Source organism: Rhodopseudomonas parapalustris (assembly GCF_053772255.1).
Window position 1 is genome coordinate 19,731 of the sequence record NZ_JAMKBZ010000023.1, and the last position, 22,985, is coordinate 42,715.

At 65.6% G+C, this 22,985-nt stretch carries 21 protein-coding genes and 2 tRNA genes; 7 read left to right on the plus strand and 16 right to left on the minus strand.

Annotated elements, in window-relative coordinates:
• Window positions 1-70: 70 nt before the first annotated feature.
• Both M9H71_RS18400 and tesB read right to left on the minus strand, forming a co-directional pair.
• Window positions 71-409 (minus strand): P-II family nitrogen regulator, encoded by a 339-nt coding sequence (locus tag M9H71_RS18400; RefSeq protein WP_110786995.1) that lies wholly within the window; start codon window positions 407-409, stop codon window positions 71-73.
• Window positions 410-616: 207 nt separating this feature from the next.
• A complete protein-coding gene (gene tesB, locus M9H71_RS18405) occupies window positions 617-1,492 on the minus strand; it encodes an acyl-CoA thioesterase II (RefSeq protein ID WP_230765067.1) in 876 nt (291 codons plus the stop codon).
• Window positions 1,493-1,590: 98 nt separating this feature from the next.
• Between tesB and M9H71_RS18410 the strand changes: the two genes are divergently transcribed.
• Both M9H71_RS18410 and M9H71_RS18415 read left to right on the plus strand, forming a co-directional pair.
• Window positions 1,591-2,952 (plus strand): ubiquinone biosynthesis hydroxylase, encoded by a 1,362-nt coding sequence (locus tag M9H71_RS18410; protein ID WP_283808792.1) that lies wholly within the window; start codon window positions 1,591-1,593, stop codon window positions 2,950-2,952.
• 134 nt (window positions 2,953-3,086) lie between these two features.
• Window positions 3,087-3,623 (plus strand): DinB family protein, encoded by a 537-nt coding sequence (locus M9H71_RS18415; protein ID WP_455406388.1) that lies wholly within the window; start codon window positions 3,087-3,089, stop codon window positions 3,621-3,623.
• On the opposite strand, the gene M9H71_RS18420 is transcribed toward M9H71_RS18415, so the two are convergent.
• The 3 genes from M9H71_RS18420 to trxA form a co-directional block, all read right to left on the minus strand.
• Window positions 3,620-3,817 (minus strand): Trm112 family protein, encoded by a 198-nt coding sequence (locus M9H71_RS18420; RefSeq protein WP_455406389.1) that lies wholly within the window; start codon window positions 3,815-3,817, stop codon window positions 3,620-3,622. The genes M9H71_RS18415 and M9H71_RS18420 overlap by 4 nt on opposite strands.
• 101 nt (window positions 3,818-3,918) lie before the next feature.
• A complete protein-coding gene (locus M9H71_RS18425) occupies window positions 3,919-4,596 on the minus strand; it encodes an LON peptidase substrate-binding domain-containing protein (RefSeq protein ID WP_455406390.1) in 678 nt (225 codons plus the stop codon).
• 25 nt (window positions 4,597-4,621) lie between these two features.
• The gene (gene trxA, locus M9H71_RS18430) at window positions 4,622-5,539 is read right to left on the minus strand and encodes a thioredoxin (RefSeq protein ID WP_455406391.1); all 918 of its coding nucleotides are present in this window, start codon (window positions 5,537-5,539) and stop codon (window positions 4,622-4,624) included.
• A 316-nt stretch (window positions 5,540-5,855) separates the two neighbouring features.
• Here trxA and M9H71_RS18435 point away from each other — a divergent pair.
• Window positions 5,856-5,930, plus strand: a tRNA-Gly gene (locus M9H71_RS18435).
• A gap of 245 nt (window positions 5,931-6,175) precedes the next feature.
• Here M9H71_RS18435 and M9H71_RS18440 read toward each other — a convergent pair.
• The 6 genes from M9H71_RS18440 to M9H71_RS18465 form a co-directional block, all read right to left on the minus strand.
• The gene (locus M9H71_RS18440) at window positions 6,176-7,009 is read right to left on the minus strand and encodes an ABC transporter permease (RefSeq protein WP_455406392.1); all 834 of its coding nucleotides are present in this window, start codon (window positions 7,007-7,009) and stop codon (window positions 6,176-6,178) included.
• The gene (locus M9H71_RS18445; RefSeq protein WP_455406393.1) at window positions 7,006-8,244 is read right to left on the minus strand and encodes an ABC transporter substrate-binding protein; all 1,239 of its coding nucleotides are present in this window, start codon (window positions 8,242-8,244) and stop codon (window positions 7,006-7,008) included. The genes M9H71_RS18440 and M9H71_RS18445 overlap by 4 nt, the downstream gene beginning before the upstream one ends.
• Before the next feature lie 12 nt (window positions 8,245-8,256).
• A complete protein-coding gene (locus tag M9H71_RS18450) occupies window positions 8,257-9,129 on the minus strand; it encodes an ABC transporter ATP-binding protein (protein WP_455406394.1) in 873 nt (290 codons plus the stop codon).
• Between the two features lie 82 nt (window positions 9,130-9,211).
• The gene (locus M9H71_RS18455; RefSeq protein WP_455406395.1) at window positions 9,212-10,093 is read right to left on the minus strand and encodes a sulfurtransferase; all 882 of its coding nucleotides are present in this window, start codon (window positions 10,091-10,093) and stop codon (window positions 9,212-9,214) included.
• A 129-nt stretch (window positions 10,094-10,222) separates the two neighbouring features.
• The gene (locus M9H71_RS18460; protein ID WP_455406396.1) at window positions 10,223-11,353 is read right to left on the minus strand and encodes an acyl-CoA dehydrogenase family protein; all 1,131 of its coding nucleotides are present in this window, start codon (window positions 11,351-11,353) and stop codon (window positions 10,223-10,225) included.
• A 35-nt stretch (window positions 11,354-11,388) separates the two neighbouring features.
• Window positions 11,389-11,961, minus strand: a complete 573-nt coding sequence (locus tag M9H71_RS18465) for an OsmC family protein (RefSeq protein ID WP_114360451.1) — start codon at window positions 11,959-11,961, stop codon at window positions 11,389-11,391.
• Window positions 11,962-12,219: 258 nt separating this feature from the next.
• On the opposite strand from M9H71_RS18465, the gene M9H71_RS18470 reads away from it, so the two are divergent.
• The gene (locus M9H71_RS18470) at window positions 12,220-12,828 is read left to right on the plus strand and encodes a TetR/AcrR family transcriptional regulator (RefSeq protein ID WP_455406397.1); all 609 of its coding nucleotides are present in this window, start codon (window positions 12,220-12,222) and stop codon (window positions 12,826-12,828) included.
• Between the two features lie 4 nt (window positions 12,829-12,832).
• Here M9H71_RS18470 and M9H71_RS18475 read toward each other — a convergent pair whose 3' ends face one another.
• Window positions 12,833-14,782, minus strand: coding sequence for an acyltransferase family protein (locus tag M9H71_RS18475; protein ID WP_455406398.1), 1,950 nt, complete (start codon window positions 14,780-14,782; stop codon window positions 12,833-12,835).
• A 226-nt stretch (window positions 14,783-15,008) separates the two neighbouring features.
• On the opposite strand from M9H71_RS18475, the gene M9H71_RS18480 reads away from it, so the two are divergent.
• Entirely contained in the window at window positions 15,009-15,431 is a 423-nt protein-coding gene (locus M9H71_RS18480) for a secondary thiamine-phosphate synthase enzyme YjbQ (protein ID WP_455406399.1), read from the plus strand.
• A 131-nt stretch (window positions 15,432-15,562) separates the two neighbouring features.
• A complete protein-coding gene (locus tag M9H71_RS18485; RefSeq protein WP_455406400.1) occupies window positions 15,563-16,861 on the plus strand; it encodes a RuBisCO large subunit C-terminal-like domain-containing protein in 1,299 nt (432 codons plus the stop codon).
• A gap of 29 nt (window positions 16,862-16,890) precedes the next feature.
• On the opposite strand, the gene M9H71_RS18490 is transcribed toward M9H71_RS18485, so the two are convergent.
• Both M9H71_RS18490 and M9H71_RS18495 read right to left on the minus strand, forming a co-directional pair.
• Window positions 16,891-17,976, minus strand: a complete 1,086-nt coding sequence (locus M9H71_RS18490; protein ID WP_455406401.1) for a hypothetical protein — start codon at window positions 17,974-17,976, stop codon at window positions 16,891-16,893.
• 173 nt (window positions 17,977-18,149) lie between these two features.
• Complete coding sequence (locus M9H71_RS18495) at window positions 18,150-18,932, minus strand: cobalamin B12-binding domain-containing protein (RefSeq protein WP_455406402.1); 783 nt, start codon at window positions 18,930-18,932, stop codon at window positions 18,150-18,152.
• Window positions 18,933-19,778: 846 nt separating this feature from the next.
• Between M9H71_RS18495 and M9H71_RS18500 the strand changes: the two genes are divergently transcribed.
• Entirely contained in the window at window positions 19,779-20,561 is a 783-nt protein-coding gene (locus tag M9H71_RS18500) for a HAMP domain-containing protein (RefSeq protein WP_230765083.1), read from the plus strand.
• 477 nt (window positions 20,562-21,038) lie between these two features.
• Here the strand turns inward: M9H71_RS18500 and M9H71_RS18505 are convergent.
• Both M9H71_RS18505 and M9H71_RS18510 read right to left on the minus strand, forming a co-directional pair.
• Window positions 21,039-21,114, minus strand: a tRNA-Thr gene (locus tag M9H71_RS18505).
• Window positions 21,115-21,273: 159 nt separating this feature from the next.
• Window positions 21,274-22,980: a heme biosynthesis HemY N-terminal domain-containing protein gene (locus tag M9H71_RS18510; RefSeq protein ID WP_455406403.1), complete on the minus strand. Its 1,707-nt coding sequence runs from the start codon at window positions 22,978-22,980 to the stop codon at window positions 21,274-21,276.
• Window positions 22,981-22,985: the final 5 nt, after the last annotated feature.

Here is a 22,985-nt window from a genome sequence, read left to right on the forward strand (position 1 = left end):
CGTCCTGTTGTGGAACTGTGCGGCGCCCCCCGGCTCCGCGGGGTTTGGGAAATGGCTGTCGAAGGCCGGCTTACAGCGCGTCGACGTCGGTCTCGCCGGTGCGGATCCGCAGCGCGCGGTCGATCGGCGTGACGAAGATCTTGCCGTCACCGATCTGGCCGGTGCGGGCGCCGCGGGTGATCACTTCGACCGCCTTGTCGGCGAGCGCGGAATCGACCGCGATCTCGATCCGCAGCTTGGGCAGGAAATTCACGATGTACTCGGCGCCGCGATAGATCTCGGTATGGCCGCGCTGGCGGCCGTAGCCCTTGACCTCGGTGACGGTCATGCCGTGGACGCCGACCTCGGTCAGCGCCTGGCGGACCTCGTCCAGCTTAAAAGGTTTGATGATGGCGACGACGAGTTTCATGCGTTAGCCCCTGATTCGCGCAATGCCTTTGACACCGCCGCGGCGGTGCTCCGTTCCCGTGTATATGCCGGGTTTAGCGGCAGTGCGCGCAGAAAATAAGCTGATTGACTGCTCAGGGAGAAGGCTTTGTGCCGAGGCTACGTAATCTCGTCGGCGGCCGGACCGGTGAGGATCGATCCGCCGCCTGTCGTTGCGGCAAGGCGTCTGTCAGTCCTTCGGCGTCTCCCGGCGTTCGCGCACCGAGCCTTCCTGGGCGACGGAGGCCACCAAGGTGCCGTCGGTCTTGAAGATCTGGCCGCGAGTCAGGCCGCGGCCGCCCTGCGCCGAGGGTGAGTCCTGCGCGTACAGCAGCCATTCGTCGGCGCGGAACGGGCGGTGAAACCACATCGCGTGGTCGAGGCTCGCCGGCATCATCCGCTTGTCGAACAGCGTGCGGCCGTAGCGCGCCATCACGGCGTCGAGCAGCGAGAAGTCGGACGCATAGGCCAGCGCGCACATGTGCAGCGCCGGATCGTCCGGCAGCTTGGCTGCGGTCTTGATCCAGACGTGGATCCGGCCGTCGTCGATCTTCTGGCCGAAATAGCGCTTCAGCTCCACCGGGCGCAGCTCGATCGGCCGGTCGCTCTCGTAGTAGCGCTTGATGAAGTCCGGCATGTCCTTGAAGAACGGCTGCTTGACGATCTCCTCGGCCGACAGCGCTTCCGGCGGCGGCACGTCCGGCATCTTGTCTTGATGGTTGAAATTGGTCTCCTCGTCGTCGTGGAACGACATCATCAGCGAGAAGATCGCGTTGCCGTGCTGGATCGCCGTGACCCGGCGGGTGGTGTAGCTCTTGCCGTCGCGCAGCCGCTCGACCTGGTAGATGATCGGCACCTGCGGATCGCCCGGCAGGATGAAGTAGCAATGCAGCGAATGCGGTAACCGGTTCTCGACGGTGCGGCATCCGGCGACCATCGCCTGGCCGATCACCTGTCCGCCGAACACCCGTTGCCAACTCGTCTTCGGGCTGGTGCCGCGAAACAGATTCACCTCGAGCGGCTCGAGATCGAGAATCGAGATCAGATCGATCAGGCTCTTGGACACCGGTCGAGCTCCTTCAGGGTGATGCAGGCAGGATCAGACGCCGCGGAACAAAACGCCAAAACAACAAGTTGGCCCATCGCCGCAGCGATCAGGGCGGAATGCCGCGCGGCCTTGCTGGCCGTTTCCCACTGCCGGCGTTGTCTGTTAGAAACTGCCACAGCAACAGCGGGTTGGTCCTTGAAACCTGTTTCGCCCAGCTCCGATCCGGGCGCAAGGATCATGGCGCGAGAGTGAGAAATATGACGGCACCGCGAAGCATTGTGATTGGGGGCGGCGCGTTCGCCGGTTTGGCGTTGGCATTGGCGTTGCGGCAGGGGCTCGGCCCCGAGGTGCCGGTGATCGTCGCCGATCCGGCGCTGGCGATGCGGCCGAGCAAGGATCCGCGCGCCACCGCGATCGTAGCGGCGTGCCGGCGTCTGTTCGAGGCGCTCGGGGTCTGGGACGAGGTGGCGCCGACCGCGCAGCCGATCATCGATATGGTCGTCACCGACAGCCATCTCGAAGACGCGACCCGGCCGGTATTTTTGACCTTCGCGGGCGAGGTGCAGCCGGGCGAGCCGTTCGCCCATATGGTCGAGAACAAATATCTGGTCGAGGCGCTGGCCAAGCGCGCCGAGGCCGAAGGCGTCGAACTGCGGGCGACGCCGGTCACCTCCTACGACGCGCGCCCCGAAGCCATTGGCGTCACGCTCGGCGACGGCAGCGTGATCGATGCCAGCCTGCTGGTGGCGGCCGACGGCGCCAAGTCGAAGCTGCGCCAGCGTGCCGGTATCGCCACCTATGGCTGGGATTACGACCAGTCGGGCATCGTCGTCACCGTCGAGCACGAGCGCGACCACAATGGTTGCGCCGAAGAACACTTCCTGCCCGCGGGACCGTTCGCGATCCTGCCGCTCACCGGCCGGCGCTCGTCGCTGGTGTGGAGCGAGAGCCGCCGCGATGCCGAGCGGATCGTCGCGCTGCCCGAGAAGGAATTCCAGCGCGAACTGGAAAAGCGGTTCGGCCTGCGGCTCGGCGACGTCAAGCCGCTCGACAAGCCGAAGTCGTTTCCGCTCGGCTATTTCGTGGCGCAATCGTTCATCGCGCCGCGGCTCGCGCTGATCGGCGACGCTGCGCACGTGATTCATCCGATCGCCGGACAGGGCCTCAATATGGGCCTACGCGACGTCGCGGCTCTGGCCGAGGTGGTGGTCGATGCGGCACGGCTCGGAATCGATCCCGGTCAGGTCGACGTGCTGGAGCGCTATCAGCGTTGGCGGCGGTTCGACACGATGGCGATGGGGGTTGCCACCAACGGGCTCAACTTCCTGTTTTCCAACAACTCGCCGCTGCTGCGCGGGATTCGCGACATCGGCCTCGGTCTGGTCGACCGCCTGCCGCCGCTGAAGGGGGCCTTCATCCGCCAGGCGGCGGGTCTTACCGGCGAAACCCCGCGGCTGCTGAAGGGCGAGGCGCTGTAACGCAGCGCCAGCCCGGGCAGAATCTTCGCGATAGCTTGGGACGCGCGCCGTCCATCGCGCATTGCGAAAAGCTGAGAATATCTCAGCCTTGCCCCGCGCACCTCCCGGCTACTGTGCGGCCGAAGGAGACTGGCATGGATCGACGCCATTTCGCGCAATTCGCGGCCTACAACCGCTGGGCCAACGCCCGGCTCTATCAGGCCGCGTTGGCGCTGCCGGATGACGTCTACCGCCGCAGCGTCGGTGTGTTCTTCGGCAGCCTGCATGGCACGCTGAATCATGTGCTGGTGGCCGACCGAATCTGGCTGAAGCGACTGACCGGAGTGGGCGAGGCGCCGACCCGCCTCGACGCGATTTTGTTCGACGATCTTCGTGCGCTCGCGGCCGCGCGTGCCGCGGAGGACGAGCGCATCATTGAGATGATCGACGGTCACGACGCTGCCGCGTTTGCCGAGGTGGTCACCTATGCGACGACCTCGGGCAAATCCTTCCATCAGCCGCGCGCCGAGATTCTCAGTCACGTCTTCAACCATCAGACGCATCACCGCGGCCAGGCCCATGCCTGCCTGTCGATACTGACCGGGGATGAGCCGCCGACGCTGGATTTGCTGGCGTTTCAGCGCGGCACGCCGGCGCCGGATCTCGCTGCGCTGGCGGCGGCCGGGGTCTAGTCGATCCGCCGCGCCTCTTCGGGCAGCATGATCGGGATGCCGTCGCGGATCGGGTAGGCCAGCTTGGCGCCGCGCGAGATCAGCTCCTGCCGTGTGGCGTCGAATTCGAGCGGTCCCTTGGTGACCGGACAGACCAGGATGTCGAGCAGCTTGCGGTCGACGGCATCGGGCCGCTCGGACGGCGAAAGGGTCATGGTTTCAGGCTCCAGAACAACGGAGTGGTATCCGGCTTGATCGGACGGACGCGGCGGGCCGTCAACGCGCTCGCTCAAATTGCTGCACGTCTTGTTGCAGCTTATTGCAGCGGCGGGTCGCCGGTCGTGCGCTTCTTGGCGAGGTCCATCTCGGTGACGGCGATCAGGATTTCGGCGCGGGTCTTCAAATCGGGTGCTTCGAGCAGTGCCTGCTTCTCCGGCGGCCCATAAGGCGACATCATCGCCAGTGCGTTGACCAGGGCTTCGTTCGGCGCACTCTCGACGCCATCCCAGTCGACTTTCAGATTGTTGGCCTTGAGAAAGTCGGTCAGCACCGCCAGCAGGGTCTCGCGGTCGACTTCGTCCTCGCCCTTGCGAGCGGTAAAATCATCGACGAACGGGAAATAGTCGACCTTGCACTGCCGGTACGGCGTCAGCACCTCCAGCTCCTCGACCACTTTGAAGCGCGAGACGCCGGTCAATTCGAGGATGTAGCGGCCATCGCCGGATTCGGCCAGCTGGGTGATTCGTCCGACGCAGCCGACGTTGAACAGCGAAGGCTTCTCGGCCGTTTCGGACGAATGCGCCGCGTCCGGCTGGATCATCCCGATCAGCCGATGACCATCGCGCAGCGCGTCGTCGATCATCGCCAGATAGCGTGGTTCGAAGATGTTGAGCGGCATCTGGCCCCGCGGCAGCAGCAGCGCCCCCGCCAAGGGAAACACCGGAATCACCTCGGGAAGGTCGGCTGGTCCGCGATAGGCGGCATTGATCGGCATCGCCGGCTCCCCGCTTGAATGGCGACTACGAGAACAGGATCGTCGACAGCCGCTTGCGGCCCTCGACGGTGGCGTCGTCGGTCGGGCCCCAGGCCTCGAAGAACTGGACGAGCTGCTTGCGCGCGCCATCGTCGTTCCATTTGCGGTCGCGTTTGACGATGTCGAGCAAATGCGTGGTCGCGTCCTCGCGCCGGTCGGCGGCGTTCAGCGCGATGGCGAGGTCGAACCGCGCCTGATGATCCAGCGGATCGGCCGCGACCTTCTGTTCCAGCTCGGCGATCGGGCCGAGCGACTCGGCCTGTTCGGCCAGATCGATCATCGCCTGCACGGCCTTCACCGATGCGTCCCCGCGCTTGGCTTCGGGCACCAGCGCCAGCGTCTTCTTGGCCTGTTCGGTGGCACCGGTCTGCATATAGCAGCGGGCCAAGCCGGCGATTGCGGGAATATTGGTGCCGTCGGCACGCAACACTTCGGCGTAGATCGAGGCCGCAGTCTGGACGTCGCCCTCCGCCAGTACCGCTTCGGCTTCCTGCAGCAACTCGGCGGCGGTCGGCGCACCGCCCGGCATGCTGGCAGTCAGCTTTTCGATGAAGGCGTTGACCTGGCTTTCCGGCACTGCGCCCATGAAGCCATCGGCCGGACGACCGTCGACGAAGGCAATCACCGCCGGAATCGACTGGATGCCCATCTGGCCGGGAATCGACGGATGCTCGTCGATGTTCATCTTGACCAGCTTGACCTTGCCGTTCGCGGCCCGGACGGCCTTCTCCAGGATCGGGGTGAGCTGCTTGCACGGACCGCACCACTGCGCCCAGAAGTCGATCAGAACCGGCTGGCGCTTGGATTCCTCGATCACATCGCGAACGAAGCTCTGGGTCGTGGTGTCCTTGATCAGATCGGCGGCCTGAGGCGCCGCACCGCTGCCCTGCTCCAAAATCGTCACGTCGCCCTCGCTGTTGTCCGTCGGTCCGCCGTTTTAGCATGACCCCCGCTCTAGATGGCGCAGCAAGTTCGATTTGCAACGGGAATCGGCCCAGCGCCGGCTTTTTGGCCCCGCTACGGGCGCGTCTCGACCGGGTTTTCCGGCCATTGCCGTCTCCGGCCGGGCGCACCGGGCTGCAGTCGGAGGGTAAAATGGACGGGAGCTGTCATCCTCTCAAAAAGCCGGCTCATGAAATGTCGAACGGCTGTTGCAATCGCTCGCGGCATTTGGCATACGACTGCCCACGGTCGTGCCCACGGCGCGCCGTTTCTCGGATGCGGGTGTAGCTCAGGGGTAGAGCACAACCTTGCCAAGGTTGGGGTCGAGGGTTCGAATCCCTTCGCCCGCTCCAGAGATCTGCCGGTTCCCGCGCCTGCTTTTCAGAATCATCATTCCATTGCCGGAGACGGCATTGGCCTGCGCGCGCTATGTGCCGGAACGACCTCTGTCTCGCCTGACACTCGGTCTGAACTTCTGATCGTCGCAACAAAGCGGGCCCCGCACGGGATGACACCGCGCGGAGCCCGCTTTATCGCCGGCGCAGGGACCCGGCGATGATTTCCGAATACGTGTGCTACGTCACGCGATCGATCGTGCTTACTCCTCCCGCGCCCAGCTTGCGCGCTTGACGGCGCGTTCGCAGAGGAAGTCGAGCGTGAAGCCGATCAGGCCGATGATCACCACGGTGGCGGCGAGCCGGTCGTATTCGAGCGTGTCGCGGGCGTCGTTGATGGCGTAGCCGAGCCCGGAGGTGACACCGAGGAATTCGGCCGGCACCAGCACGATCCAGGCAACGCCGACGGCGAGGCGAATGCCGGCGAGTGCATCCTGAAGAATCGCCGGCACGATGATGGTGAACAGCATGTGCCAGGGCCGGGCGCCGAGATTACGCGCGACCTTGAACCACGCCGGATCGATCCGCCGGAAGCCGTGCGCGGTCGAAAACAGGATCGGCCAGATCGCCGCGACGCCGATCAGGAACACGATCGCGCCGTTCCAGCTCGAGAACGCCATCACGGCGATCGGCATCCAGGCCAGCGGCGAGATCATCCGCAAGAACTGAAACGGCACCGAACTGGCCTGACGCATCCCCTTGAACCGCCCGACCAGGATGCCGAGTGGGACGCCGAGCACGATCGCCCAGGCGAGCCCGCCGCCGATCCGGGCGAGACTCGGCAGCGCCATCTTGACCGCCTCGCCGGAGACCAGCATCGACCACAGCCGCTGGAACGTCGGCAACGGTGCAAAGTCGGCGAAGCTTGCGGTGCGTGGATTGGCCGCGACGATCGCGCCGCCGATCCACCACACCGCGAGCAGCGCGGCGATGCCGAGCAGCACATAGCTGAAGCTGCGCGCGGGACCTGCGAGTTGTCCGCCCGCTTTCCGCGGCGCAATCGCGGCAGTGTCGTCGAGGGTCAGGTCGAGACTCACAGCGCCAATACCTCGGCTCGGGCGAACGGATCGGCCGGATCGACGCTCGGCGCCTTCTTCCAATCCGGATACTTCATCATTGCCTGCTTGACGAAATTGTAGTCGACCAGATCGTTGGCGACGAAGTCCGGATCGAGTTTCTTCAGGAAGGTGGTGTCGCCGGACACCACGGTGTCGTTCATCGACTCCACGATCAGCTTGGTGGCCGACGGATAGGGCCACGGCTGGAAGTCGATCCGGCCGAGCTTCCACTCGGGATGGGTGATGGCGTGGGTCTCGCCATAGGCCTTGTCGTCGTAATAGGTCATTGCCCGCTCGACCACCGGCGCGGGCAGCGGCAGGTAGCCTTCGCCGTCCTTGGACAGCAACTTTGCGACTTCCTTCTTGTTGGCGGCGGCGTAAATCTCGGCGCGGACCAGCGCGTTCATCACCTTCTGGGTCCATTCCGGCTTCTTCTTCGTCACCTCTTCGTTCATGCACAGCACGCAGCAGGGGTGGTTCTTCCAGATGTCGCCGGTGAAGCGCAGCATCCGGCCGCCGGCCTTGATTTCGCCGAGCGCGTTGAACGGCTCGGCGACGATGTAGGCGTCGATCTTCTTCGCCGCGAGCGCCGGCGGCATGTCGGGCGGCGCCATCACCTGCAGATTGCATTCGTCGGCCGCGAGCGGTTCGCCCTGTCCCTTGATCACCGGCTTGATGCCGGATTTGCGCAGCGCGTATTGCAGCACGATGTTGTGCATCGAGTACCAGAACGGCACCGCGACCTGCTTGCCGCCAAGGTCCTTGAACGATTCGATGCCGGTCTCCTTGCCAACCACGACGCCGGAGCCGTTGGTATGCGCCCAGGCCATGATCTTGACCGGGAAGTTGTTGTTGTAGCGCATCCACACCGGGATCGGCTTGAGCAGGTGCACGAGGTTGAATTTGCCGGCCGCAAAACTCTCGACCAGCGGCGACCAGCCGCGGATCAGGGTCGGGCGCTCGGCCTCGAGCCCTTCGTCTTTGAAGTAACCCATGCCGTGCGCCACCAATAGCGCGGTGGCGTCGGTGATCGGCAGATATCCGATCCGCACCACCTCGTCATCGGCCGCCCGCGCCGACTGGCCGAAGCCGCCCAGCATGGTACCGAGCGCAGCGAGGCCGCCAGCCGCCAGCATGTCGAGCGTCTGCCGGCGCGTGATCCTGAAACGATCGTCTTCCGGATGGACGACGTCATCTCCACAATTGATGCACATGGTGATCTCCTGTTAGCGGGCGCCGGCGGCGACGATCTTGAGCGGTTCGGGGCGAGGGGCTTCGGAAATGGCTGGACTTGTGCCGCCGTGCAGCGCGCGGCCTGTCGCGCGCTCGAATGCAGCCTGCAGCTTCGCTTGCGCGGCGGCGACGCTGGCGGCGCGGCGCTCGGGATCAGGATCGCGGCGGTCGATCTCGATCGCGATCGCTTCGGCGATCCGTCCGGGATCGGACGCCATCACCACGGCACGATCGGCCATCGCCACAGCTTCCGGGATGTCGTGGGTGACGATCACCAGCGTGATCTTCATCTCCTCGGCGATGCGGCGGACGTCGCGCTGCAGCGCGCGGCGGGTCACGGCGTCGAGCGCGGAGAACGGCTCGTCGAGCAGCAGCACTTCGGGGTCGACGGCGAGGGAACGCGCCAGTGCAACGCGCTGCTGCTGACCGCCCGACAATTCCTGCGCATTGCGGCCCGCGTAGCCGTCGAGCTCGACGAGATGCAGCAATTCATCGACGCGCGCGGCGATCTCCTTCTTGGGACGCCCGGCGAATTTCATGCCGAGCCCGACGTTCTGCGCCACGCTCATCCACGGATACAGATTGGGCTGCTGGAACATCACGATCCAGTGCGGCGAGGGGCCTTCGACCAGCGCGCCGTCGATCCGGATCTCGCCGGTGGTGGGTTTGGTCAGACCGGAGATGATGTGCAGCAAGGTCGACTTGCCGCAGCCGGAGCGTCCGACCAGCGCGAGCTGCTCGCACGGCTTGATCTCGAGATCGATACTGCTGAGGACGTTGCTGCTGGAGCGGCGGTAGCGATGATTGACGCCCTGGATCGCGATATGCGCGCCCGGCCATGATTTCTTCGAGCGATATGCCGGCATGCGGACCGCTGCTCCTTCGTATCTTGCCGATCGGGAAGGGACGGCACCGGCCGCCCGGATGGCGGCCGGTGCGAGGGCTCGATTACTCCGCGGCCATCAGCGGCTGCGCCGCATAGGGCGGGCCCTGCTCGATCGGCAGCGACGGATCGCGCGACCATTCGTTCCAGGAGCCGAAGTACAGGCTGACGTCCTTGATGCCGGCTTCCTTCAGCGCCACCAGCGTGTTGGAGGCGCGGGCGCCCTTGAAGCAGTACAGAACGACAGGCGTGTCCTGGGTGATGCCGACCGTTGCGCATTCGGCGAGAATCTCGCTCGGCGACTTGAACATCGGCCCGGCCGGCGACGGCTTCATCATCCGGTACCACTCAATCCATACCGCGCCGGGGATGCGGCCTTTGCGCGGGCAGAAATCCTTGCCGTAGGGCGAGGAGCTTTCGCCGACCCATTCGTCGACGTCGCGGGTGTCGAGCTTGACCTTGCCGGAGTCGCCGACCGCCGCCTTCATGCCTTCGAGATCGACCAGGATCGATGCGGCGGCCGGATCGACCTTGAAGGTCTTCGGCGCGGGCATCGGCACGTCGGTGGTGATCGGCAGGCTGGCGGCGGTCCAGGCGGCGTAGCCGCCATGCAGGATCATCACCTTCGGGTAGCCGAGATATTTCAGCAGCACGTAGCCGCGGCACGACTGGCCGAATCCTGTGTTCATCGACTGCTCGGTGATCACCGCAGTCTCTTCTCCCGACAAGCCGGCGGCGCCGAAGATCGCTGCGAACTTGTCGCGCATCTCGGCGACGCCGTCGGGCGTCGAGGTGGCGAGATAGGTGAAGATGTCGTGGATGTTGACGGCGCCGGGAATGTGACCGGCCGCGTAGGTGGCCGGATCGCGGGTGTCGATCACCACCGTGCCGCCGGCGGTCATCATGTCGGAGAGTTCAGCGGGCGATACAAGAACCTTGTCAGTCATCAGTCGCTCCAGTGCTCGTTGTTGGGTCAAGACGTCTTTGTCTGAGGGCTCTCCAGGGCGGTTCCCTGGAGCCGAGCGTTGAAGGTGCAGCCCGCGCCTGGCACGGGCCGCGCGATGGCGTCTCGCGGGCTAGTGCGCCATGTCCGCGAGCATCTTGCGCAGTTGTTTGGTGGCCGGGGTGACGATGGCGACGAAGTAAGCTTCACGCAGCCGCCGCTGCGCGGCAGCGCCGGCCACGTAGCCGCGGGCGCCACAATGCAGCATCGCCGCGTGCGCCGCGGCGACCGAGGCATCGCCGGCGGCGAGCCGCGCCTCGATCACCGCGCGCCAATAGCCGAGGTCGTCCTCGAACGGCGTGGCGGCGAGGCGGGCGACCTCGACCTCCATCGCTTCGAGTTGTTCGGCGATCGGCTCGGGCTGCACGTCGAGATATTTGTTGACGTGGCCGAGCGGTCCCTTGGTCTGCTGGATCAGCCGCAGGCAGTCGCGGATCAGGCCGAACGCCATGCCGGCCTGCAGCAGAATGAAGCCGGCGCGAATCCGTTTGATGAACGGATCGACCGGATCGGCCAGCACCCAGGCGTCGGGCACGACCACGTCGCGCATCTGCACCGCGAAGGTGCGGGTGCCGTCGAGCGCCGTGAACTTCGCATTGTCGGCGAGGCTCACGCCTTCGGCGTTGCAGGGAATTACCGCCATCACGTTGCGGGTGCTGCCGCCGTCTTCGACCTCGAAGATCGCGCCGAAGTAATGATCGGCGCCGAGGTTGGAGACGTAGGGCAACAGGCCTTTGACGACGTAGCCGCCGTCGCCGCGGCGGCCCTTCAGCCGCATCGGCTCGATTCCGAACAGCGACTTCATCGGGTTCGACAGTGCGGTGCCGCCGAGCGCCGCGCCGGTGGCAATCTGCGGGCCGACGCTGGTCCGCAGATGCTGATTGTCGGACGCGTAGATGTACCAACCCAGTGCGTCCTGGCACCACATGCAAAACGACGTCGACAGGCAGTGCTCGCCGGCCGCCGCCATCGCGTTGATCGCGGTCATCAGATCGACGTTCGGGCTCATTCCCGGCAGATGGTGCGTGTAGGCGCCGAGGCGCCCGAAGGCCCGCATCTGAGCTTCCGGATAGTAGCCGTCGACGTCGATCGTATTGACCAGCGGCGGCAGTTCGCGCGCCGCCAGCGCACGCACCGCCTCGACGACTTCGGCGCCGGGAAGCACCGTGCCGTCGCCTTTGCTCACTGACTGGACATCCAACATCGTTGTTCTGGTCCGTTTCTCGGGGGGCTGGTCGGTCAGGCCATCGCGACGTCGAGATTGACCGGGCGGGAGAAGGTGTTGGCCACCGGCGACCACAGCCGCGCATGCGCGACCAGCGCTTCCAGCTCTTCACGCGGCCGATCGGCTTCGAAGCTCACCTTGGCGCGCACGTCGGTGAAGCCGACCGGCTTCTCCGACAGGTCGCCGGTGCCCCACACGCCGGTGATGTTGAGGTCGCCTTCGAGCTCGATCTCGAGCTTGTAGACGGTGATGCCGCGCGCCACCGCGTTGGCGTGGATGCCGACGGCGAGGCAGGAGCCGAGCGCGGCGAGCGAGGCCTCGGACGGATTCGGGGCGGTGTCGTCGCCGAGCAAGCCCGGCGGCTCGTCGACGATGTAGGGCGGCAGCGTGCGGATGAAGTTGAGGTGACGGAAGCGGCCTTCGGCGACGGTCTTGCACTTCAGCGTCTTGATCACCGTCGGGTCGGCCTTGCCCTTGGCGATCAGGTCGTCGAGGCCGGCCTTGTCGATCGGCGCAAGGCAGCCGGTCAGAGCGGTCGGGCTGTCGGGGGTCAGGCAGGCGGTCACAGCGGTGGCGGCTTTTGTCATGGGATCTCCTATGGCTGCCATTCGGTCGGCAGCGCTTTTGGCTACAGACCGTTCTGTATCAGCACGAAGCGTGCCAAACGGCCGCGATGCCAAAAGGTGAGTAAACTCAATGGATCCGCTGCTCCGCCCATCTGCCTGTTCAAATGGCAGGGCGCATTCGCAGTCACTTTGCGACGCATTTGCCTGCTTCAGCGGCAAAACCGCCACTGTGAACAGACCATTCGGTTTCCTCAATTGCGGATCGCTGAGCGCCGCGGTATGTCCGGACACATGGCCGATGCTGCGAACCTCGTGATCGATTCCGCCGTCGAGGCGAAGCTGTCGCCGCGCGACCGGCTGATCGACACTGCCCGCCATCTGTTCTGCCGCTACGGCATCAACTCGGTCGGCGTCGACGCGATCATCGAACAGGCCGGCACCGCCAAGACCACGCTGTACAAGCTGTTCGGCTCCAAGGACGGCCTGGTCGAAGCCGTGCTGGAGCGCGAAGGCCAGAGCTGGCGCACCTGGTTTCTGGAGTCGATCGACGGCCCGGGCGGCACCGCGCGCGAGCGGCTCGGACGGATCGGCCCGGCCCTGAAGGAATGGTTCACCCGCGGCGACTTCTACGGCTGCCCGTTCATCAACGCGGTCGGCGAGTCCGACAAGAACGACAACCGGATGCGGAGTCTCGCGATCGCGCACAAGACCATCGTGCTCGACCGTCTGACGACGCTCTGCGCCGAGGCGGGCATCGAACAGCCGACCGAAGTCGCCCACACCCTCGGCCTCGTCATCGACGGCGCAATCGTGATGGCGCTGGTGACCCGCGATCCGTCCGCGGCCGATGTCGCTGGGCGCGCCTGCGCGGCTGTTCTGCCGGCCTGACGCGTCAGCGTCCGAGCAGCTCCTTCGCCACTTTCCTGACGAAAAACTGCGACGAAGCAACGGTGAGGTGACTGCCGTCGAACGTCACCGGCGTGCCATCACCCGGCACCGCGAGCAGGCAGCCCTGATCGTTGCAAAAGACCGGCGTCGGCGAAATGAACGCGACACCCTGCGCCATAAAGAACGTGCGCAGCCGCTCATTGGCGTCAGCTTCCGACCGGTCCAGTCGCGGCGGACCGTCGCGCGTCGGGATCTCGGACGCGCTGATGAACCCGGCGGCTTCCGCCCGGTAGGCCTGAGCCAGAATGCGCTTCGGCGGGGTGCGCCAGCTCGGAAACCTGCCGACCACGACGATGCGCCGGATGCCGATGTTGCGCAGCTCGGCGAGGGTCGCCTTGATCATCGAGTCGATCGCCGCGGGATCGTGGTCGGGGCCGTCGTAATCGCGCCATTGCCGCGCCACCAGAATGACGGTGTCCGGCTTCAGCGCCATCAGGCGCTCGCGCGCATTTTCATTCGCGGCGGTGCAACCGGGCGTCTGCGCGCTGACGTAACCGAAGATCGGAGGGCAGCCGGCGGTGGTGTATTGCGACAGGCTGAAGCCGCCATCGCTCCGCTGCACGGTGAGCAGGCCCGGATACAGATGGGCTGCGTGCGAGTCGCCCCACAGCGCGATCCGCGGCGAGCCCGGCGAAGCTGCATCGTCACAGGCCGGCGCGAACGTCGAGCCCGAGCCGAGGAAGCAGCTTCCCAACCGGTATGCCGGCATCGCCTCGGCCTGATGATCGCGGGTGACGATCTGCACGCTCGCGCTGAACCGCGACGGAACGCCGTCGGCAAGGTAAATGCCGGCGCCGATCAGGCCGACCAGCGCGACGCCGACAAAGGCCGCGGCGGTTTTCGCGCGGGTCGGCCGATAGCGGATCCGGGGTTCGACGAACCGATAGGTGAAGTCGGCGAGCCCGAATGCCACCAGCACGGCGATCAGCTTCATCAGCGGCGGCGGTTCCTCGCCGAGCCGCGCGATGCGGATCGCCGCGAGCACCGGCCAGTGCCACAGATACAGCGGGTAGCTGATCAGCCCGACATAGACCATCGCGCGGTTGCCGAGCAGCCGCCGTCCGATCCAGGTGTCCGGACCTGTTGCGATCACCAGCGCAGCGCCGAGCACCGGCAGCACCGCCCACCAGCCCGGAAAAGCGCGGCTGCGATCGATCAGCGCGGCGCCGGCTGCGATCAGCGCGAGGCCGGCGATCGCACCGATGTTGCGCAGCATCGCGGCGTGCTGCGCGAACACGGCGCTCAACCGATCGGTGTGCTTCACCGCAACGATCGCCAGCAGGCAGCCGGTCATCAGCTCCCAGAACCGGGTCACCGGCAGATAGAACGCAGCGGATGGATGCGCCGGCGTCAGCAGCAGATTGGTCGCGAACGAGACCACCAGGATCGCTACCGCCGCCACGACGGCGCCGTTCTTCCAGCGCCACGCCAAGATGATGACCGGTGGCCACAGCAGGTAGAACTGCTCCTCGACACCGAGCGACCATAGATGCAGCAGTGGGTTCAGCTCGGAGGAGGTGTCGAAGTAGCCGGAATCGTGCAACAGGGCGATATTGGCAAGGAACGCGGCGCCGAATCCGATCGCCTTGCCGGCATAGCGATAATCGATCGGAAACAGCAGGAACCAGCCGCCGATCGCGCAGGCCGCCAGCACCAGCAGCAGGGCCGGAAAAATGCGGTTGATGCGGCGGGCATAAAACGTTGCGAAGCTAAAATTGCCGCGGTCGACCGCCTGGCAGACGATCGAGGTGATCAGAAAACCCGAGATCACGAAGAACACATCGACGCCGATGAAGCCGCCCTTCACCGCGGTCGGAAACGCGTGGAACCCAACCACCAGCAGCACAGCGATCGCGCGCAAACCATCGATATCGCTGCGGTAGGCGGGCTTCATCGGGAGCTATCGTCCTGGAGGAACAGTTCAGTCGATCCGGACGCGAAATGCGCCGTCGATGCGGGTGGATGCAAGTCCGGCGTCATCGCGAAGCGGCCGGGGACTGTCAAGTTACGGAAAGGGCCGCTGCGAGCTCGTCGCATGTTATCTCTGCAAGAATCGCAATGCGTTGCCCCCTGGTGGTGGCCGGGCTAACACTCGGGGTGGTTCCAGTCAGGACGACGCCATGCAGATTCAACGTCACCGTATCGAACTCGCCACCACCTCGCCGATCCAGTTGATCGACATCACCGATCAGGTCCGCCGCTTCGTCACCTCGAGCGGCATCAAGGACGGTCTGGTCACGGTGAGCTGCCTGCACACCACGGCGCGGATCAACGTCAACGAGCGCGAGGAAAAACTCGAACGCGACATGCTGACGTTCCTGAAGCGCTTCGCGCCGCGTGATGGCGACTATCTGCATAATCTCGATCCGGTCGACGGCCGCGACAACGCGCACTCGCATCTGATCGGGCTGTTCATGAATTCGTCGGAGACGATCCCGGTCGCCAATGGCGCGATGGTGTTCGGCGAATGGCAATCGGTGTTCTTCATCGAGCTCGACGGTCCGCGTGAGCGTCGCGGCGTCGAACTGCAGATCATCGGGTAAGGCTGGTCGCGGTCCACGCGACCGCTCCTCCACCGAAAGACTCCTTCACCGAAAGAACGGGGTGTTGCGGATGGATACGCAGACTGTGTCGGCGTATCACCGCAGCGGTATCACCAAACAGGTCTTCAGCCATGACGCCGGACGACATCGCAGGCTTCTACGCCAAGCGCGCGGATCTCGATCTCGATAACTACATCGAGTTGGATTTCGATTTCGAATGCGCTGGCGATCCGCGCGAGGCGGCCGCGCATCTGTGCAGCGAGCAGTCGACCGCGCAGTGGCGCAGGGTCGGCTTCGACGAAGATTTCCGTCCGCGCTTCGCCGCCAAGGTGCTGGAACTGTCGGCCGAGCCACGCCCGTCAGGCTTCAGCATTCCGGTCGAATGCGCCGCGCGCGGCGAGGTGCACGCCTGCCGCGTCACCATCGCGCATCCGCACGGCAATTTCGGCGCCAAGATTCCGAACCTGCTGTCGGCGGTGTGCGGCGAGGGCGTGTTCTTCTCGCCCGGCATTCCGTTGATCCGGCTGCAGGACATTCGGTTTCCCGAGTCGTATCTCGCGGCGTTCGATGGTCCGCGGTTCGGCATTGCGGGGTTGCGCGAGCGGCTGCAGGCGTTCGATCGCCCGATCTTCTTCGGCGTCATCAAGCCGAATATCGGCCTGCCGCCGCAGCCGTTTGCCGAGCTCGGCTACCAGAGCTGGACCGGCGGCCTCGACATCGCCAAGGACGACGAGATGCTGGCGGACGTCGAGTGGTGCCCGCTGGCCGAACGTGCCGCGCTGCTCGGCGATGCCTGCCGCCGGGCGTCGGCCGAAACCGGCGTGCCAAAAATCTATCTCGCCAATATCACCGACGAGGTCGATCGGTTGATCGAGTTGCACGACGTTGCGGTGAAGAATGGCGCCGGTGCGCTGCTGGTCAACGCCATGCCGGTGGGGCTCTCGGCCGTGCGGATGCTGCGCAAGCACGCCACCGTGCCGCTGATGGCGCATTTCCCGTTCATCGCCGCGTTCAGCCGGCTTTCGAATTACGGCATTCATTCGCGGGTGATGACGCGGCTGCAGCGGCTCGCCGGTTTCGACGTCGTGATCATGCCCGGCTTCGGTCCGCGGATGATGACGCCGGAGCACGAGGTGCTCGACTGCATCCGCGCCTGTCTCGAGCCGATGGGGCCGATCAAGCCGTGTCTGCCGGTGCCGGGCGGCAGCGACTCGGCGGCGACGCTGGAGAATGTCTATCGCAAGGTCGGCAGCGCCGATTTCGGCTTCGTGCCCGGCCGCGGCGTGTTCGGCCATCCGATGGGGCCGGCGGCGGGCGCCGCTTCGATTCGGCAGGCCTGGGACGCGATTGCCGCCGGAATTCCGGTGGCCGATCATGCGGCCGGCCATCCGGAGCTCGCCGCGGCGCTGAAAGCTTTCGGCGGGCGCTGACGCGCACCCGCCGCTGTCCCGCCAGGGCCTCAGCGCGGCAGTTCGGTGAAGGTGACGATCACGGCGCTGCGCCGTCCTTGGCTCGGCGCGCCGTCGCAGTGAATGCCCGCAGGATCGTAGATCACCGCGTTGCCCTGACTGCTGGTGACGGCCACCTGGTTCTCGGCGATGGCGCCGGCGAAATTGCTGTCGGCGACCAGATCGACCCCGAACGTCGCCTTGCGCTGCAGTCCGGCCGGCAGTGCGTAGAATGTTTCGCGCGCCGCCGGCAGCGTCGACGACAGTCCGCACAGGTCATTGGCGCGTCGGATCATCGCGTCCCAGAACCGGCGGCCGGCGCGGTTGCTGCCCGCCACATAAGTGAGCGGGCCGTTCGCGGTCCCGGTCTCGCCGAGATACACCACCATCTTCAGCACATTGTAGCCGGTGTCGACCTTGAAGCCGTCGCACGGCGAGGCATCGACGCTGACATCGGCGAACGGGCTCGACAATGCACCGCTGGACGCCTCGCTCACTTCGGCGGCGATCTGGCCGACACCGACAGGGCGTTTCAGATAGCCGCTCGCGGCCTCGGTGAGGCCGGCATCGGCTGCGACTTGGTTGAACCATTTGTACAGGTCAGCGGCGGCGGCCGGATCGATCGCCACGCGGGTCGAATCCGGATCGCCGGGAATCGCGACGCGATGCTCCAGCGTCTTGAATGCGGCGTCGAGCTGGTTGCGCAGCTCGACGATCTTGTCGGGCCCGAGTTGAACCGGAGCGAAGCCGTCGCGGGCCAGCGGGGCAAACACCGCGCTGCCGCGCTCGGTCTTCGGGGCGTAGGCCGAGCCGGCGCTGAACCGGCCGAGCCGCTGCAGCATGATCAGGCGCAGATAGGTCGGCAGGCTGCGCAGCGTCGTGAAGAAGCGGTTTCCGGTTTCGGCCGGACGCGGCAGGTGTCCGGCATCGATCATCCGCTGCGCGGTGGTGAGACAGAATCCGTAGCCGAAAATGGTGATCGCCTTCAGCCGTGCGCCGAGCATCGGCATCGACATCACGCGCCCATAGGCCGGGTGGGCGTCGTAGTCGATCATCGGCAGGTGATCGAAAGGATAGGATTTCGTTTCGGATTCCATGACCAGCCCCTCTGAAGGCATCACCGATAGCGCGGACGCACGATTGGAATATGGCGAGCGGCGGCGCATCGGGCGAGTTGGCAATCCGGCCAACATGCGTGCGAAGCGCGACTCGCGCAGTGGCCGCTTTGACATGCGAAGCGACCACGAGATGTCGGAAGGTGCGGTGGAGATCAGATCCAGGCGAAATTCGCGGCCGGCCGCGCACTGCGATTGAGCAGCGAGCGCATCAGGCAGCGCTCGATCTGGACAGACGAAATCGTGGCGGCGTCGGCGTCGATCAGCGCGCCTGCGTCGCTGCGCTCGGCGAACACGCGGCCACTTGCGACCACGGCCAGCGCCGGATTGCGCGATGCGGCGCGCAGCTTGCGGACGGTCTCTGCCATGCGTGGCAGCCAGTGCTCACGGCGGAGCGCAGGCGACAGCGAGATGTTGACGGCGTCGAACCAGCCGCTCGCGACCAAGTCCGCCAGCGCGCGATCGGAGTCGGGAAACTCGGAGACCGTATTCCAGCCGGCCTGACGCAGCAGTTCGGCGTGCAGGGCTGCACAGAACGAGTGCGGCTCGCCGGGCTGCGACACCAGGAGCACAGTGCGCGGCTGGGAACGCGCCAGCGGCGCCGACAAAAGATCGAAGCTGATCCGGCGCATCGCGGTTTGCAGATGGCAGAGCCCAATGGTGACTTCGAACTCGCTGCAGGCGTCTTCGCTCCACAGATTGCCGAGGCTGCGGGCGGCCGGCTCGAACAGGCCGGTGAACAATGCGGTCGGTGACGACGCCCGCGCCAGCGATTTGTCGATCAGGTCGAACGCGTCTGCGAGATTCGGCGCGATCAGGAGTCGAGCCAACTCGGCGGCCCGCACTTCGGCCGGATCCTGCGCGGCGCGCGTCCTGGCGGCGGTGTGCTTGACCACGAGATGCGGAATAACAGTCGAGACAATGCTTTCGGGATGCACGGCACGCACTCGATCTGGTTGCCCTCGACCCAAGGAAAACAAGGCTGAACGAATGCGATGGAACCGTCGCCGCTGCCGAGGGGAAGCAGGGAGTAGATCGCCTCGCGCGGCTGTGAGCCCGTTCAAAAACTGCCAGCACCGTTGCCGCGGTGCGAAGGGAGCCCCGGAATCGCACGGTCGTCCTTGCTCTAAATCAAAATGAGGCGATTGGCTGGTCGGCCGCCTTGAGTTGCGCCTACTGGCCGCCGATGTGTGCGATAGCGGCATAGGGTCGCGGGCCTTGGGCCGGGCCGTCCCGTCGGCGCGACGGCACGTCCTTACAAGGTGGTCTCGGTTCGGACCTCGGCGTGTAGTTCGCTCACGCCTGGCGGAGAGCGGAATTCGTGCTCAGCATTGATGTGTCGACATCCCGATGTCGGCTCTGGCAGTCGCGCAAAATAAGCCAAATTAGTACGTAGACACCGCTGCGATCACTTGCCGCTAAGGAGTGAAGCTGGCGCTTACTCCATTGTCTTGGGTCAAGCGACTTTCCAGACTTGTCTGTATATTTACAGCCGCGCGAATCGGAGCAAAACTGATTCCACGGATCGTGACTTACTGAGCAACTACCTGTTTAATCAAAGAGTTAGACGGCTAATTGGCTCATCGTGATTCGCGATTCTCTCGAACGAGTGTCTGGTTACCAGTCGCTCGTTCACCGTTCCAGCGTGAGGCGTTTTCTTAGCGTGACCGAAACAGGTCCATGCCGGAGTTAGCGAACCGTTAACGTTAATAAGTAAAGCGTTGTTCACGCTGTTCACCTTAGGGGGCAAGCCGCCCCTAATTGAAAAAAGCTGGAGAACTACGATGCAATTCGATCTGTCCAACCGAAACCTAGCCCAGAAGATCTCGATCCTCGTCTTGGGAATTACGCTGTTCGCCTCGGTCGCCATCGGTGGCGTCGGCGAAATGGTCTTGCACAAGGTGACCGACAGCCACGCCAAGCAGTCTGCGCGCGTCGCGTCGCTCGACCGTCTGGTCGGCCAAGGAGGTGCGACTCTGTCGCCAGTCCGAGCCGCTGACGGTAGCATTGTGGGCATGCTGGTCATGCAGCAGGATTCCGGGCCCGTGGTGATGCCGGCCTCGTTCGAAGGCCAGGGACTGATGGTGCAGGCCTCGGAGACGGTCGTGACCTCGACTCCCGACTACGGTGTCGGCGCTGCCCGCACCATGCTGTTGCTGGCCGGCGTGGTGGTGTTCGCTGTGGTCGGTCTGGTCGGGACTCGGATCTCGCGCGGCCTGCTGGCGCCGCTCGGTGAACTCGAGAAGGACGTCGAGCGCCTCGCCTCCGGCGACACCAGCGTCCGCATTCATGCGCTGAGCCGCTCGGATGAAATCGGCCGGATCGCGCGGTCGATCGCCAAGATCCAGCAGTCGCTGATCGAACTGGCGAAGCTGAAGAGTCATCGGGTCCTCGACGGAACCAACGGCATTCTGGCCAATCTCAAGGAGATGTGGATGGACCTGAAGGGGGCCGTCAGCAATGCCCGAGAGATGCTGTTCACGGACGGACGAACGGTCAGCGAGACGCTGTCGCGATCGTGGAGCAACTGGCTGCACAACGGTCTAGGCGTCCCGAAGCGCGCCTGATCGGCGCCTCGTTCCGCGACCGTGAACGCGCCTCCCGGAGTTATTGAAGGCGCGACGATCAAGACCAAGCGTTGAGATCATCACATCGAGGCTCACCCAGGCGGGTGAGCCGGTCAGCACAAAAGCCCGCGCATCGCCGCGGGCTTTTCTATTTCGGGTAGGTGAACGCCGGGGAACGATGGTGACCGAGCCTCCGATCGACGGCCGCGCCTCCTTCCCTGCCCGCACCGCGATCGATCCTGGCCGGTCTCGTCGTGCCGCCTTCCCAAGATCTCGATGCCCGATTCAGGCCAAGAGCTCGGACTGCGTTGCTGCTGGTTGAGGAGTCGCCCGAACGTCAGCGCGGGCGCGACGGCACCAAGTGGTGCTGCTTTCGTGCGGGTCCCGTCAAACTCGTTCCAGCTCCGGTCGTGCGGCCCTGCCCCGTCGGGGAGGTTGCGTTGACTGTGGCCGGAGACCTGCGCGCGGAAAGAAGGGTGGTGCCGCAAGAGGGATTCGAACCCCCGACCCCGTCATTACGAATGACGTGCTCTACCAGCTGAGCTATTGCGGCGACCGCGGGCGCACTCACGAAGCGGCCCGAAAACGTCGGCTCCTGATATCGGGCGGCGGCCTGATTGGCAAGAACCAGGGCGCCTGAACCGGCGGCCGGAGCCTCCGCCGATGTCGTTTTTTGTTCTGCCGTTGGACTGCCGAACGTTGATCCGGCACGTCAGCGTGGCGGCCGATAACCTCGCCAGCCGCCGCTCTGACCGGCCGGCGCCTGCGCATGTTCGGTGAACTCTTCAGGTGCGGCGTCCTCGTCGACGCCCGGATCGTCCGGAGCCCGGACGATCGGGATCACCGGCGCAGCCTCCTTGCGGCGGTGGAACAGCGGGGCCGCCGGCGTCGCTGTCACTGCCACGGTCTCGGCCGTCGCGTCGTTCGCCTTGGCGGGTTTGTCCGCCTTGTCCACCTTGGCCGGCTCCTCGGCGACCGCGGTCGTGTCTTTCGGTGTCACGATCGGCGCCTCGGTGGCGGGCTCGACCGTCACCGTCACGGCTTCCGGTGCCGTGCTGGCGGGAAGCGCCTCGGCGGCCGCGGAGGCGATCAGCGCGTCGTGGAACTTGTCGTCGATCACCTCGGCCTTGCTGGACGGCAGAGCCGAAACCGGCACCTGCCACTGGAACGCGTCGAGCCGCCCGGTGACCGGCGACACCGGACGCCAGTGATCGGACACGTAGCCGTCGGCGGTCCACACCGGGTCGTGCAGGGCCCGGACCGCCCGGAGCGTCCAGGCTCGCGCCTTCGCGGTATCGCCGCGGTCGCCATGTTCGATCTCGGCCATCAGCATCGCGACCCGCTGCGTCGGCATGTCGAGATAGGGTTGCAGTGCTTCGCGGGCGCGGTTGAACGAACCGGCGTCGATTGCGGCGCGCGCAATGGCGACGGCGCTTTCGAGCTGCTGCGCCCCCTTGCCGATTAGGTTCTCGACGCGGCCGAGCCGCGCGGTCGCGGTGTCGCCCGGCTTCAGGTTGGCGTAAGTCGACGCGAGATCGGGATGCGGCTGCGCCTGCCAGGCCGCCTCGATCACCTTCATGGCGCGGCGGACCTGATGCGTATCGGCGAGATGTTTCGCCGCCAGCACCGCCGCCGGCACCAAGGTCGGCGCCAGCTTGTTGGCTTCCAGCGCGCTGTCGCGCGCCAGACTCTCGTCGCTCTCTTCGAGATCGATCGCCCGGGCCGTCAGCAGCACCGCGCGCTGCCGGCGAAACGTCTGTTTGTCGATCAGTCCCGCCGAAAGATTGCGTTCGAGAATCTCCAGCGCGCCGGTCCAATCGGCGCGGGCGCAGCGGAAGCCCAGAACCGCCTGCGACGCCCACGCGCAGTTCGGCTGCAGCCGCAGCGCCTCTTCGGCGATCGCGAGCGCCGCGTAGGGATCGTCGGCGCGCTGCGCCTCGATATACAGCCCGCGCATGCCGAGCGATTTGGTGTCCTTGCGGGCGGCCATCGCCAGGAAAGCCCGGCGGGCGCCTTCGCGGTCGCCTTCGAGCTGCGCGGACTGCGCTTGCAGCAGCAGCGCCAGCGGATCGTGCGGAGCGTGGCGCCGCGCGGCGTTCGCATGGGCCCGAGCGGCACTGCTGTCGCCATGGCCGACCGCGAGCAGCCCTTGGGTGATGGCGGAACGCGCGCGCGCGCTCCGCCGCGCGCTCCGGCCGATCTTCATGCGGCCCGGCGCGCGCAGCAACCCGATGATGATCGCCCAGGTCAGCATGGTGCCGACGATCGCGGCGCCGACCACCAGAGCGAACACCGGCAGCGTCATCGACGCCCGCCAGTCGTTCCATGACAGAACGACTTCACCGGGCTGGTCGGCCACCCAGGCAGCGCCCGCTGCAGCGAGCGCGATGATCACGAGAAACAGAACGATGCGCAGCATGGCAG

Excerpts from the sequence above, each read along its gene's own strand:
- M9H71_RS18400 (WP_110786995.1), bottom strand. The coding sequence starts at position 409 with ATGAAACTCGTCGTCGCCATCATCAAACCTTTTAAGCTGGACGAGGTC.
- M9H71_RS18410 (WP_283808792.1), top strand. The coding sequence starts at position 1,591 with ATGCCGCGCGGCCTTGCTGGCCGTTTCCCACTGCCGGCGTTGTCTGTT.
- M9H71_RS18415 (WP_455406388.1), top strand. The coding sequence starts at position 3,087 with ATGGATCGACGCCATTTCGCGCAATTCGCGGCCTACAACCGCTGGGCC.
- M9H71_RS18420 (WP_455406389.1), bottom strand. The coding sequence starts at position 3,817 with ATGACCCTTTCGCCGTCCGAGCGGCCCGATGCCGTCGACCGCAAGCTG.
- M9H71_RS18425 (WP_455406390.1), bottom strand. The coding sequence starts at position 4,596 with ATGCCGATCAATGCCGCCTATCGCGGACCAGCCGACCTTCCCGAGGTG.
- M9H71_RS18445 (WP_455406393.1), bottom strand. The coding sequence starts at position 8,244 with ATGTGCATCAATTGTGGAGATGACGTCGTCCATCCGGAAGACGATCGT.
- M9H71_RS18450 (WP_455406394.1), bottom strand. The coding sequence starts at position 9,129 with ATGCCGGCATATCGCTCGAAGAAATCATGGCCGGGCGCGCATATCGCG.
- M9H71_RS18455 (WP_455406395.1), bottom strand. The coding sequence starts at position 10,093 with ATGACTGACAAGGTTCTTGTATCGCCCGCTGAACTCTCCGACATGATG.
- M9H71_RS18460 (WP_455406396.1), bottom strand. The coding sequence starts at position 11,353 with ATGTTGGATGTCCAGTCAGTGAGCAAAGGCGACGGCACGGTGCTTCCC.
- M9H71_RS18465 (WP_114360451.1), bottom strand. The coding sequence starts at position 11,961 with ATGACAAAAGCCGCCACCGCTGTGACCGCCTGCCTGACCCCCGACAGC.
- M9H71_RS18470 (WP_455406397.1), top strand. The coding sequence starts at position 12,220 with ATGTCCGGACACATGGCCGATGCTGCGAACCTCGTGATCGATTCCGCC.
- M9H71_RS18475 (WP_455406398.1), bottom strand. The coding sequence starts at position 14,782 with ATGAAGCCCGCCTACCGCAGCGATATCGATGGTTTGCGCGCGATCGCT.
- M9H71_RS18480 (WP_455406399.1), top strand. The coding sequence starts at position 15,009 with ATGCAGATTCAACGTCACCGTATCGAACTCGCCACCACCTCGCCGATC.
- M9H71_RS18485 (WP_455406400.1), top strand. The coding sequence starts at position 15,563 with ATGACGCCGGACGACATCGCAGGCTTCTACGCCAAGCGCGCGGATCTC.
- M9H71_RS18490 (WP_455406401.1), bottom strand. The coding sequence starts at position 17,976 with ATGGAATCCGAAACGAAATCCTATCCTTTCGATCACCTGCCGATGATC.
- M9H71_RS18500 (WP_230765083.1), top strand. The coding sequence starts at position 19,779 with ATGCAATTCGATCTGTCCAACCGAAACCTAGCCCAGAAGATCTCGATC.
- M9H71_RS18510 (WP_455406403.1), bottom strand. The coding sequence starts at position 22,980 with ATGCTGCGCATCGTTCTGTTTCTCGTGATCATCGCGCTCGCTGCAGCG.